General features: G+C 49.3%; 13 protein-coding genes. 7 read left to right on the top strand and 6 right to left on the bottom strand.

Translation table 11 applies throughout. From position 1 onward, the window contains the following. The first annotated feature begins 62 nt into the window (after nucleotides 1–62). The 5 genes from mnmH to selD all read left to right on the top strand — a co-directional run bounded on the left by mnmH (nucleotide 63) and on the right by selD (nucleotide 4,220). Nucleotides 63–1,124 (top strand): tRNA 2-selenouridine(34) synthase MnmH, encoded by a 1,062-nt coding sequence (mnmH, locus tag LX69_RS10515; RefSeq protein ID WP_111445991.1) that lies wholly within the window; start codon nucleotides 63–65, stop codon nucleotides 1,122–1,124. Beyond that, entirely contained in the window at nucleotides 1,111–1,725 is a 615-nt protein-coding gene (yedF, locus tag LX69_RS10510) for a sulfurtransferase-like selenium metabolism protein YedF (RefSeq protein ID WP_111445990.1), read from the top strand. The genes mnmH and yedF overlap by 14 nt, the downstream gene beginning before the upstream one ends. Then, nucleotides 1,722–2,846, top strand: coding sequence for an aminotransferase class V-fold PLP-dependent enzyme (locus tag LX69_RS10505; protein WP_111445989.1), 1,125 nt, complete (start codon nucleotides 1,722–1,724; stop codon nucleotides 2,844–2,846). The genes yedF and LX69_RS10505 overlap by 4 nt, the downstream gene beginning before the upstream one ends. 1 nt (nucleotide 2,847) lies before the next feature. Then, nucleotides 2,848–3,063, top strand: coding sequence for a DUF3343 domain-containing protein (locus LX69_RS10500; protein ID WP_111445988.1), 216 nt, complete (start codon nucleotides 2,848–2,850; stop codon nucleotides 3,061–3,063). A gap of 98 nt (nucleotides 3,064–3,161) precedes the next feature. Beyond that, the gene (selD, locus tag LX69_RS10495) at nucleotides 3,162–4,220 is read left to right on the top strand and encodes a selenide, water dikinase SelD (RefSeq protein ID WP_111445987.1); all 1,059 of its coding nucleotides are present in this window, start codon (nucleotides 3,162–3,164) and stop codon (nucleotides 4,218–4,220) included. A 236-nt stretch (nucleotides 4,221–4,456) separates the two neighbouring features. On the opposite strand, the gene LX69_RS10490 is transcribed toward selD, so the two are convergent. The 3 genes from LX69_RS10490 to LX69_RS10480 all read right to left on the bottom strand — a co-directional run bounded on the left by LX69_RS10490 (nucleotide 4,457) and on the right by LX69_RS10480 (nucleotide 8,842). Next, nucleotides 4,457–6,739, bottom strand: coding sequence for a PAS domain-containing sensor histidine kinase (locus LX69_RS10490; protein WP_111445986.1), 2,283 nt, complete (start codon nucleotides 6,737–6,739; stop codon nucleotides 4,457–4,459). 208 nt (nucleotides 6,740–6,947) lie between these two features. After that, nucleotides 6,948–7,910 carry a pectinesterase family protein gene (locus LX69_RS10485; RefSeq protein ID WP_111445985.1) on the bottom strand — a complete coding sequence of 321 codons (963 nt, stop codon included), beginning with the start codon at nucleotides 7,908–7,910 and terminating at the stop codon, nucleotides 6,948–6,950. A 284-nt stretch (nucleotides 7,911–8,194) separates the two neighbouring features. Continuing rightward, a complete protein-coding gene (locus LX69_RS10480; protein WP_111445984.1) occupies nucleotides 8,195–8,842 on the bottom strand; it encodes a hypothetical protein in 648 nt (215 codons plus the stop codon). A gap of 122 nt (nucleotides 8,843–8,964) precedes the next feature. On the opposite strand from LX69_RS10480, the gene LX69_RS10475 reads away from it, so the two are divergent. Then, nucleotides 8,965–9,204: a DUF3820 family protein gene (locus LX69_RS10475; protein ID WP_111446061.1), complete on the top strand. Its 240-nt coding sequence runs from the start codon at nucleotides 8,965–8,967 to the stop codon at nucleotides 9,202–9,204. A gap of 530 nt (nucleotides 9,205–9,734) precedes the next feature. Here LX69_RS10475 and LX69_RS10470 read toward each other — a convergent pair. From LX69_RS10470 to LX69_RS10460, 3 genes are all read right to left on the bottom strand, one after another. Further along, complete coding sequence (locus tag LX69_RS10470; RefSeq protein ID WP_111445983.1) at nucleotides 9,735–10,295, bottom strand: YceI family protein; 561 nt, start codon at nucleotides 10,293–10,295, stop codon at nucleotides 9,735–9,737. Nucleotides 10,296–10,362: 67 nt separating this feature from the next. After that, nucleotides 10,363–11,088, bottom strand: coding sequence for a pirin family protein (locus tag LX69_RS10465; protein WP_111445982.1), 726 nt, complete (start codon nucleotides 11,086–11,088; stop codon nucleotides 10,363–10,365). A 329-nt stretch (nucleotides 11,089–11,417) separates the two neighbouring features. Next, entirely contained in the window at nucleotides 11,418–12,347 is a 930-nt protein-coding gene (locus LX69_RS10460) for a helix-turn-helix domain-containing protein (RefSeq protein ID WP_111445981.1), read from the bottom strand. A gap of 41 nt (nucleotides 12,348–12,388) precedes the next feature. Here LX69_RS10460 and LX69_RS10455 point away from each other — a divergent pair. After that, a partial coding sequence (locus LX69_RS10455) for a transposase (RefSeq protein WP_185741714.1) occupies nucleotides 12,389–12,655 on the top strand: 267 nt, incomplete at its 3' end.

The following is a 12,655-nucleotide window of genomic DNA, read 5'->3' as shown; positions in this document are numbered from 1 at the left end:
ACTTTTCCATCTCCTCCCTGACCATATTTTGGTAAATTTGTCGGTTTTTTAATCATAAAACCATGCCATCTACCATCCGACAAATCCAACCCGACGATTTGGTGAAATTGATGAGTTCTTGCGTGATTGTGGATGTGCGCACTCCCGCTGAGTACGAGAAAGGCCACATCCCCGAGAGCGTGAACCTCCCCCTGTTTACCAACGACGAACGTGCGGCCGTTGGAACCACCTACAAACAGGTAGGGCAACAGGAAGCCATCGACCTGGGACTGGAAATCGTTGGCCCCAAAATGGCTCAACTGGTGCGCAAAGCCCGGGAGATAGCCGCCGGTCGTGCTCTGGTGATTTACTGTTGGCGCGGCGGAATGCGCAGTGGCAGCGTGGCCTGGTTACTGCAAACTGCCGGCCTTAAAATATTTCAACTCACCGGCGGTTACAAACAGTACCGCAAGCACTTTTACGAATTACTCAATCGCCATCCCTGGCAACTGGTGAATCTGGGGGGACGAACCGGCAGCGGCAAAACAGAAATCCTTCACCAACTCCATCAAATGGGTCAACAAGTCATTGACCTTGAAGGCATCGCCAACCATCGGGGATCAGCCTATGGCGCCCTGGGACTACCCCCGCAACCCACCAACGAACAGTTCGAAAACCTGTTGCACGATGCCCTCACGCGTATGTCACCGCATCAATGCATTTGGGTGGAAAGCGAGAGCCAAGGCATCGGCCACAATTTTATCCCCGACGAGTTTTATGAACGAATGCAAAACTGCCTGTTCATTAACATTAACATCCCCATCGAAAATCGCATCCAACGGTTGGTGCGCGACTACGCCTGCTTTCCCAAAGAGATGCTCCGCGATGCTTCCTTGAAAATAAAAAAACGACTCGGTGGACTCGTGATGCAACAGGTGCTCGATGCCATCGACCATGACGACTTCGCTTCTGTAGCTCGTCTCACCCTTGGTTATTACGACAAGACTTACGACCATGGCTTTGCGTTGCGACAATCGCCCAAAGCCGAACTGTCCTTCGACCACGACGACACCGAGCGTATGGCTCAAAGCCTGATGCAATCCATTTCTAATCTCTTAAAAACACCACAATATGCCAATCATTGATACACGGGGACAACTGTGCCCCAAACCTTTAATCATGGCCAAACAGGTGTTCAACACCCTGGAGCCGGGACAAATCATGGAAGTACTCACCGACCATGAGACGTCACTGAGCAACCTGATGAATTTCTTCACCGCACTCAAGGCCATCCCCGTGAGCGAAAAACATGACGATGGATGGCACGTGTACGCCACAAAACCCCTCTCGGGCCATGTGGAACCCGTCAACCCCGAAGCTTTTTGCCAAACCTCCAATGCCACACCAACCGGAAAACACGTCGTTTGCCTCACCTCTAACCTGATGGGGAAAGGCGACGACCAACTGGGCGCGCTGCTCATGCGTGGCTTTATCAACGCTTTGGCTGAACAAGATGTGCTGCCGTCTCACATCATTTGCTACAATGGCGCCGTAAAACTGGCCATAAAGGGAACAGATACCCTCACCTCCCTCATCACCATGGAAAACCAAGGCGTCAACATCATCTTATGCGGAACCTGTGTGGACTTTTTCGACATCAAACCGCAAATAGGTACCGGAACCATCAGTAACATGTATCAAATCACCCAAATCCTCTCGCAAGCCTCAAAGGTCATCTATCCATGAACCGGTACTTCGACAACGGCAGCACATCATTCCCCAAACCGTCGCAGGTGGCCGATGCCATCCATCACTACCTCACCCACATGGGCGGCACTTACGGACGATCGGCCTACCAACGGGTGTACGAAGCCACCGCGATGGTCGAAACATGCCGCGATGCCCTGGCACACCGGATGGGAACCGCTCGCGCCGAAAACATTGCCTTCTGCTCAAATGCCACCATGGCCATCAACACCGTCATCAAAGGACTGCCCCTGACGGGCAAACGCGTGTGGGTATCACCCCTGGAACACAACGCTGTGATGCGGCCTCTGTGGGAGTTGGCCAAACATGGCATCATCAACATCCACACATTGCCGGCATGGCCCGATGGCACTATCAACATCAATGCCTTATCAAACATTGATTTATCAAATACCGGACTGATTGTTGTAAACCATCAAAGCAATGTCAACGGGATCATTCAGCCGGTTGAAACCATTGCCCAATGGGCTGGCAAGGTTCCCCTGTTGGTCGACGGCAGCCAATCCGTCGGCCACCTGCCCATTCATCTCGACCAGTGGGGCATCGACTATTTCGCTTTCACCGGCCACAAAGGATTGCTCGGCCCCAGCGGCACCGGCGGATTCTTTGCCAAACATCCCGAAACACTCGTGCCCCTCATCCATGGCGGCACCGGCAGCCGCTCCGACAGCTACGACATGCCCCTCGATGTGCCCGACCGATTTCAGGCCGGAACACCCAACATCACGGGCATCTGCGGCCTGCTGGCCGCCCTGCAACACTTCCCCCAACCCCGTCACACACACGCCGACCTATTACACCTGATGAACGCCATTGCCCAACTGCCAGGCTACAAAGTATGGGGCGCCAACAACCCGATCGAACAAGGAGCCCTATTCTCCATCACCCATCACCGGATGACCCCATCTGACATGGCCGACAAATTGTATCGCCATTTCGGCATCGAAGTGCGACAGGGACTCCACTGCGCCCCGGCTGCTCACCGTCACCTGGGCTCTTTCCCCAACGGCACGCTCCGAATTGCCCCATCACCTTATCACACCTCCGATGACTTGGAGTTTTTATTAAAGTCACTAACAGAATTATCTTCCATTCAATAACATGCACCGCACCATCCTCACTTTTCAAAACACACGCAACGTGATTAAAGCCGACCAACTGCTTGCTCACCACGGCATCAGAGCTCGCATCATCCCGGTGCCGGAACACATCTCGTCGGAATGCGGCATGTGCATCGAAACAACCCCCGAAAACACCCTTGCCATCCAAAGCCTGCTGACAGAGAACCATGTTCAATTTACCATCCAACAATGGTAAATAATGCCAAATAATCAAACTTGTGCCATAAACGCCAAAGGCGCTCCCCCTCCCAAACATGGAGACTTAATACTTCAAACAACAACACCTAAATCGCAATGAAACAACAACATACCAACACCTACTTCGACCTGCTATCCACCGTTGAAACCGGGGGCTGTTCGGCCAAACTATCGCCAGGCCAACTCTCCCAAATCCTGTCGGAACTCCCCATCATCAACGACCCGCGCATCATGGTCGACATCCAAACTCACGACGATGCAGGCGTGTACCGCCTCAACGACCAAACAGCCCTGATTGTCACCACCGACTTCTTCCCTCCCGTGTGCAGTGACGCCTTCGAATTTGGACAAATTGCGGCCGCCAACGCCCTCAGCGATGTATATGCCATGGGAGGCACGCCGCTGTTAGTGCTCAACCTGATGATGTTTCCCGCCACGGGAATTCCTCTCGAGGTGTTTGGCGAAATCATGCGCGGTGGCCAACAAAAAACGGCCGAAGCCGGTGCACTCGTCATGGGCGGCCACACCATCAACGATGCCGTGCCCAAATACGGACTGGCCGTGGTCGGTACCGTGCCCCCCGACCATCTCATCACCAACGCCGGCACTCGTGCCGGACAAAAACTCATCCTCACCAAACCTCTGGGAAGCGGCATTCTCATGGCTGCACACAGGATGCAAATGCATCAACCCGACGCCTACCAAATGGCACTCGACAACATGAAACAACTCAACAATACGGCCAAAGAAATCATGCAGAAATATCACGTGAGCGGTGCCACCGACATCACCGGGTTTGGGTTGGCCGGGCACGCCATGCAAATGGCCAATGCCGGCAGTGTCTCCTTCGTCATCCATCCCGATGCACTCCCTCTGCTCCCTCAGGTAACCGAACTCATCGACCTGGGATGCATCCCCGGTGCCGTGTGGCGTAACCATGACTATACCCACAATCTGGTGCAATACAACAACCCGGAGAACCTCATGCACCAAGCCATCTGCTGCGATGCCCAAACATCCGGCGGACTACTCTTTGCCGTGGATGCCAACAAAGCCGATGCCGCCATCACCGACCTACAAGCCAACGGTCACGCTCTGGCTACCATCATCGGTGAGGTAACAGAAAGACACGAGAAAGCGATTTATTTTAAATGAGGTAAATGAGAAAATGTGCATGTGTGAAAAAACGCAAAAATGAAGCAACCACTTAATTTTCTATTCATTATCACACCTTCAGACAGGAAACATCGGGGAAATTTTGAACAGGATTAAGTTCCTCTGCCCCATCCGAAGCAAAACACCCTACAATGCTCTGAATTCTAATGAGATTGTTGCTTTACCGAGTAAAATTTTGAACCGCTGATAAGAGTATATTCCCCCCAATAAAGGAACTAAGGAACTAACGGCAAACTCACGAAGAAACTACTCCCCTGACCCAACTCACTCTCCACCCAAATATGCCCGTTTTGTTTCTCCATCAACTCTTTGCACAGAGGCAGCCCAAGCCCCGTCCCGCGTTCACCCATGGTTCCATGGGTACTATAAACCTCCTCGGCCCAAAACAAAATCGGAATCACTTCCGGTGAAATACCCACGCCCTGATCCTTCACTTCCAAAATGGCCAAACCGGGTTGCTCGTGATAATTGATAGCAATCACCGCCCCCGGATGCGAAAACTTAATGGCATTCGACACCAGATTACGTATAATGGTGGTCATCATGGCATTGTCGCCCCATGCCTCGGCCAACGATGGCACCTTATTGAGCAAATGAATGTCTTTGCTCTTGGCCAGTGAGTGTAACTGCCCGACCACACTGTTGGCAATACGCCATAACGATATTTGTGACGGCTGAAACACAATGCGCCCGGTTTTCGACAACGCCCAATTGAGTAGGTTCTCTATCAACTCGTACAAGGCATGCGTACTATCATTAAGCATATTTAGCAACCGACCGGCCTCCTCTACGGTGTAAGATGCATAGTTATTGGCCAGCAAATCGGTAAATCCCAAGATATTGCTGAGCGGATTGCGCAAATCGTGCGCAATGATATACAGAAATTTGTCCTTTTGTGCGTTGCTGTCCTCAAGCTCTTTATTGACCAACCGCTGGGTCTCCTCAATCTCGATGCGCTCGGAGATGTCGCGCGCAGCGGCATAAATCAGATCACCCACCAACGTCGAACGCCACTCAATATATTTATAAGCTCCGCTTATGGTACGACATCGGTTCACAAAATTAAACACCGACTCATTCTGTTTCAACAAACGCAAAGCCCCCAGCGTTCCTTCCAAATCCTCGGGATGAACCATGTTCAGAAAATTCTGACCCACAATCTCATCCATTTCATATCCCAGCACATTGGTCCATTCAGGATTGACCCTCATAAAGGTTCCATCGATGCGGCAGACACACAACAAATCGAGGGCTGTATTAAAAAAACGATCCAACTCGTCGGATTTCTCCTTGAGCAACTGCTGATTGCGACGACTTTCGGTATAGTCGTACGCTGTCCCCCTGATGCCGGTCACATTGCCATGCTCATCATCCACCCGCTTGGCATTAAAAACCAAATAAACCGGATCTCCTTGACGATTCAGATAACACGACTCGTGACCTCGGATATTCCCTTCACTCAAAATACGCCTGAGCGTCTCATGACCGGCCTCTGTTCGCGAAGCGCTTTGAAAATCGGTGAAATGTCGCCCCAGCATCTCCTCCTGACGATACCCTAACAACTGCTCCCATGCCTGATTTAAAAACACAAAATGCCCCCGGGCATCGCACTGCCACACCAAATCCTGCGACGTCTCCACCAAATCGTGGTACAATGCTCGTGAAGCCCGCAATTCAGCCTCGTGCTGCTTGCGCTCGGTGATGTCCTGAATGGTGCCAATCATCTGCATCGGCTCATTGTGCTTGTTCATGCGCAACTCTCCCTTGCCATGAATCCATCGGGTCACCCCATCTTTGATGCGCACAATACGATACTCTTTATTAAACGGCTGACAATGTCCCACCACCTCATTAAGAAAATACCCCCCCATCATCTCTCGATCGTCGGGATGAATAATTTCAAGCCACCCTTCTATCGTTTTCGCATAATGGCCATCAATGCCAAAAATCACATCCAACTCGGGCGAACAAGTCCAATAGCCCGACGGAATATCCAACAAGTAATGTCCCAAATTGGCAATCTTTTGAGCCATATTCAAATACAGCTCTTTATTGCGTAAGTTATTTGAATAAACCTCCTGATCGGTCACATCACGCATCAGCAGCAAATACTGGGCATTGTCATCATCATCCGAAATGAATTCGAATGTGAAATAAACGGTTTTTTCTGAGGGGGCTCGCAAGTGAAAATAACGGGTGGTGAACTCCTCCTTGCGGGTGCGCGCCTGAAACAGACAATCATCAAACTCGCTTTTCTCACCCGGAATAATCAAATCGGTCATGGGATAACCCATCAAATGAATGGCCGGCTGACGAAACAACTCCTCAGCATAAGCACTCAGATTTAAAATAACGCCTTCGGCATCTACCAACAACATGGCAAATGTTTTGCTATGCCACGCTTTTTGATATATACGCGACAGCGCATCCACATGTGTTGCTTTGGGATGATAGCCAAACGGATCGGTTGTGCCTTTGTCGGTCGATTGCCCCTGCATAGCTCGTTATTTCATAAAATGCAATATTTAAACTACTTACAAACACTAATTTAAAGTCATCCGGGGAGAAATATTGCTTACAATAATTTATGCATTTTCATCCGTATTATCCAAATAAAAAAACAGCTTCACCGACACGATGTGATCGATAAAGCTGTTTTTTTTCATAATCCCTCATTCAGCAGTGAGGCCCAAACATGCCTGCGGCTCATTTCCATTGTGGTAGCCAATTGCCCAAAATCCCTTCGGGCGTCAGGGGTGCCATTTCTTCCTCGGTGAGCTGACGCATCCAACCGACCCGCTGACTCAGCCCGGCTCCAGCCCCCCGATTGTTTCCCTCACGAAAACGCGCTGTCGCCTTGTTGGTGACTTTTCCCCAATTGTCCCATCCTCGAACGTCAATCACATCCGAAAGGTCGCATCGCACAAAGGCCACCGATGCATAAGGACGCCATGGTCGCCCAAGGTAATGGGTGCCCTTGCCCGAACCGTGCACCCGGCAATCGAGAAACACAAAACCATGCTGTGTTTCGGGCAACGTCGAAGCTGCCGTCACATAGCCCGTGTTCTTGCAAAAAATCACACAGCCATCAAACACAGCCGTCGACCAGCCAAAAATAAAATCGACCGTACCCTCGATGTAACAATTCAAATAATACTGCCGACTCTCCTCTCCATGAGGATATAAAGTATCTTGAAAACCTAAAAATCGACAGTTGCGAAAAGCCACCATGTCGCCATCCACTCGCACCGCCACAGCTTGCCCCACCGGCCCGGAGGAATTCTCAAAAGTGAGGTTCTCAGCCACAAAGCCATCGCCGTTAATATAAAAACTGGCAGAACCTGACGTCCCCATCTCTTCCCCAAAACGATTCTTTTTTTGCGCAAAATCATCATAGGTGAGCACCGTCCCCTGTACCTCTTCCCCCATCAGGGTGATATTGGTTTTGGTGGTCGATACCTCGAGCTTTTCTTTGTAAATCCCTTTTTTGATAAAAATAATCGTGCGCTGCTTACGCAAATGCGGAACAGCGTCAATAGCCCCCTGAACAGTGGTAAAATCGCCCGAACCATCGGCCGCCACCACAAAATCGGGCTGCGCCCCTGCCTGTCCCCATGCACTGAACACCATAAACATGAGGATAATGGATATTGTATGAATACTCTTCATAATTAAATAATTAGCCCCTAATCCCCCAAAGGAAGACTTGAGATGTTTCAACTTTTTTGTACTTCCCCTCTCTTGCTCTTTTGCACTTCTGTACTTCTGTACTTTTACACTCTCCTGCACTCTTGCACTTATGTACTCTTACACTCTTACACTCCTACACTCCTACACTTATGTACTCTTGCACTCCTACACTCCTACACTCCTACACTTATGTACTCTTACACTCTTACACTCCTACACTCCTACACTCCTACTTTGCCACTTTGCCACTTAGTTCCTCCGCTTCATCTCACCACAAACTTACGCCACACCCGCCCTTTTTGGATGTGATTGGCCAGGGTATCCTGCAGCGACCAATAAATCACCTTGTTATACTCCCCCTCAACAGGAAAGCTCACCAAAAAACCCGAAACATTCTCTTTCATCGGCAACAGTTCCAGCGGCAAACTATCGGGACGGGCAGCCTCATCGGCTACCTCGTCGCCCACAATCACCCGCGCCACGCAATGCGGAGGAATGGCCAGCCGCAACTGCTGAAAAGACTGATGGAAGGTCTGTAGCGTGTCTACATATTGTGTCTCATCATCCAAGTATATCAATCCATTACCTCCAAAATCCTCAACCTTTCCTTCAGGAGTATAAAACCGAAAGAAACGCAATGAATCGTTTAAAAACAGGGCATACTTGCGCAAGCCCCCCGACGGATAATAGTTCATGGCTTCGGTCTCGACATAACCGGACAAACCGGAACGTTTCACCGAGCGGTAATAAAGTCCTCCGTTGGAATATCGGCCGGTCTTCACCGAATCCCCTTCCATCTCATAAGTCACCACATCGGTGCTGCCATCGGGAAGGTTGACCAACTCCTGGTTCTTGGGACGGCACGAAACGGCCAGCAATAACACTGCCACGGGCATCAAAACTTTTCGCATCCTCATCATTCGTTTGTTTTAGGTTGATGTATCTTTGCAAAAATAAACGAAAAGTTAAGAAAACTCTGCACAACCATCAACCGGAATGCAGGTTATCACCTTATCTCATCATCCCCAACAACATGGAGCAACCCACAGGCGCCTTCAACCCTCAGATTTTGCAGGAACTCATCACCACCCGCATGCCCTACGGAAAATACAAAGGTTCGCCCATTTGCGACATCCCCGAGCACTACCTGGTGTGGTATCAGCAAAAGGGCTTTCCTCCCGGCAAACTGGGTGTACTCATGGGCACCATGTACGAAATTCGCCTCAACGGACTGGAGTTTCTCATCACTAAATTACGACAGATGATGCGTTGACCACGCTTCCCTACTCGCTTTTTTACCGCCAAGGTTGCGCTAAGAACACTAAGAAATAAACCTTCGCGCCCTCGGCGTTCTTCTCTCTGCCCTTTGCGGTAAACCTTAATCACCCGCAAAAAAAAAACACGAAGCAACGACTATATAACTTTTTTGATTATCTGTTTTTATATTTGAACAAGGGGAAACAAAGCTTCTTCAGTTTGATACAATAAATCAAAATAAAACTCGGTGTCCCTGTGTCTCCCTGTTCATTGAAAACTACGATATAACTCTTTTGAGTTATCTGCTTTGTTATTTAAACGCATGGCGCAACAAAATAACTCAGCGACTTCGCGCCTTTGCGTTTATTCTGACTCTGTATTATCTATCAACTTAGCGTTTATATTGCTCAGCATACAAAAAGCCGGTTCCCCAATTGGAAACCGGCTTTTTTATTCACTTGTGATGTGATAAGACGGAATAACTCACTCGCTTCGCCAACAAGCATCTGCCTACAGCTCAAACGAGAACAGAATCCTGAACCACAATTACTTCACCAAGGTCACATCCATCACAAATTCATCTTCAATCATGTTATCGCCCAGGCTCGTGAAAAACTTGCCCGACCCATAACGAATGTCATACTTGGTGCGATCGACCACCACTCGCGCCTGATAACCATTAGCCGTTTGCACCGCCTTAAAGGTCACCGGATGGGTTTTTCCCTTGATGGTCAACTTGCCCGATACTGTGGCTTCATTGTTTTTAAATGCACCGCTTTGCGTGATGACCAGTGTCGCTTCCTTATACTTATCCACCGAAAAGAAATCATCATTCTTGAGGTGAGCCACCAGTTTATCGTTCCATTCGCCCGGCTCAAGATCTTTCACATTGATGGAGGTCATATCCATCACAAAGGTTCCCGAAACAATCTGGTTATTTTTCAGCTCCAACGAACCACTTTTGAGATTCACGTATCCCCAGTGTTCGCCCACCACCTTTTTACCGGTCCATTTCAGTTGTGATTTTTGGGCATCGATGGTCACTTTTTGTGCCACCATGCTCAGGCTCATCACCAAGGCCACTGTTAAAAATGTCAACTTTTTCATATCGCTAATTTTTAATTGTTTATGCTTTTTATTTAAACTTTATATATCATACAAAACTTCTCAAATCTCACCACTGCATTGGCACAATCAGATCGATCAGATGGGCATCACGCAAGGCTCTCACCTGGCCATGTTGCCCCGTCATGGCAAGGGCATCGCGAGGGTGCAGGTTGTGATTCATTATCTCAACATCACCACTCACCACCATTACATAATGTCCCTGCTGGGGAGTGATGGGAGACAAAGCAATGGTATCGCCTGCCTTTACAAAAGCCCTCTTCACCCAGGCTTGCTGATGAATGGTCAACACACTGTCCCCGCCCTTGGGGCCGACCAATTGTTGCCACTGCCCCATCGCCTGCTCGGGATTAAAGTTGGCTTGGTTGTATACCGGCTCCACATTTTTTCGGTCGGGAAGCATCCAGATTTGAAAGAGGGCGACCTCTTCGCTTTCGCTGGCGTTGAACTCGGCATGAAACAGACCACTGCCGGCGCTCATCACCTGCACATCGTTGGGACGAATCACCTCACGGTGTCCCATGGAGTCTTCATGCATCAATGATCCCTGTATGGGGATGGTTATGATTTCCATGTTGTCGTGCGGATGCAGCCCAAAACCTCTGCCCGGGGCAATCACATCGTCGTTGATAACCCTCAGTGCCCCAAAATGCATGCGCTGAGCATGATAGTAATTCGCAAAACTAAATGAATGGTATGTCTTTAACCATCCATGATTAAAGTAGCCCCTCGATTCGCTTCGAATCACCTCGAGGCCGGGTATGGAATGTGTCATGGTTGATTGATTTCAGTTTCACAATCAGCTCAACAACCAATATTTACAGGTAAAAACCTAAAATAAATATTCATGCATCATCATCTTCCGGATGTTGCCCAGAGTGCCACGACATTGAGTCGTGCATCATAGGACTTCATCTATTGAGCAATGCTTGTTGATGCTTGTTGATGTTACAAAATTAGCTCCTCCACACCCCCAGACCAATGCAATTTTCCAATTATCAGATGTATTTATCCGAAATACGTCGCATAGATGATTACAACCCCAGCCTTCAGGCTGGGGTTAACAGAGATGTACAATTATTAGTTCGGTATAATCACACCGCCCTACACCATCAGTCTGGCGCGAAAATCTGAAAACGACTGCCCCGACACATTTTTATAAAACTTGCTAAAATGTGCGGGGTCGTCAAAGCCCAAGTCATAGGCAATCTCCTTAGATGTCAGCTGGGTGTGCACTCCCAATCGGCGGGCTTCGAGCACGATGCGCTCCTGGATGTACTCCTTGGCATTGCGCCCAATGGAGAGCTTCATCACATTATTGAGATAATCGGGTGTAATACCCAATGCATCTGCATAATCACTCACCTTATGCCAGGCATTGAAACGCTGTTCCAGCAACTGCTTGAACCGCCCTACCAACTGACGTCCGGCCTGCAGCGACTGAGGATTGGCCTGAGCCTGTGGCTCCATCACGCGGTTGCATTCAATCAGGAAAAGTTTCAGATACGCAGCCAGCGCATCCTCGGCATAGGAACGTCCGCTATCGAAGCTCTCGGCAATTTGACGGGTCAGGTAACGCAAGCGCACTGCACCTTCAGCATCGACGTGCAAAGGCGGCACATCGGCATAATGAGCAAACAGCCCCAGATTAAAGATAAAATCCTCGCGGATGTGGTGCCGATCCAAAAACTCGCGCGTGAACATGATCACCTCCCCCTCGGGACGTTCATCGGTCACCATCTGATGCACCTGCCCGGGACTGACGAAAAAAACCACATCGGGCGCCAAATCGTGCTCCCGATAATCGAGGTAGTGCTTCCCCAGCCCCTGATGAATCCATATGATGGTGTAAAAATTGTGCCGGTGAGGCACATCCGGCTGCCCTCCCGTCTTGTCCCAGATGTACCCGGCCGTGCGATAGGCAAACGCCACAGGTAAATCGCCATGCATGAGCTGCATCGACGGAATGACTCCCGATATCTGTTCACTTAAAAATTGATCTTTCATAAAATACCCCCCAAAGAGACTATTCATGGAACTGTGTCTGCAATATATAAATATTAATTTTGCAGACAATGAAAGACAAACCAGATTTCAGTTACGAAGACTTTGAACGGGAAGCGATCAAGGGACTTTATGAGAAAAAGAATTTCATGGGTGAGAACGGTGTTTTCACCCCTCTGATCAAGCATTTTTTAGAAAAGGCATTGGCCCTAGAGCTTGAACAACACCTTAAACATGAGGGCGGAAACAAGCGAAATGGGCTTACGACCAAAACAGTAAAAAGCTCTACCGGAGAGTTTGAATTAACAACCCCTCGAGACAGAAACAATACGTTTGTG

The sequence above is a fragment of the Breznakibacter xylanolyticus genome, assembly GCF_003254275.1.
In the GTDB taxonomy this organism is placed as follows: domain Bacteria; phylum Bacteroidota; class Bacteroidia; order Bacteroidales; family Marinilabiliaceae; genus Breznakibacter; species Breznakibacter xylanolyticus.
This window is presented reverse-complemented; position numbering and strand designations above follow the sequence as displayed.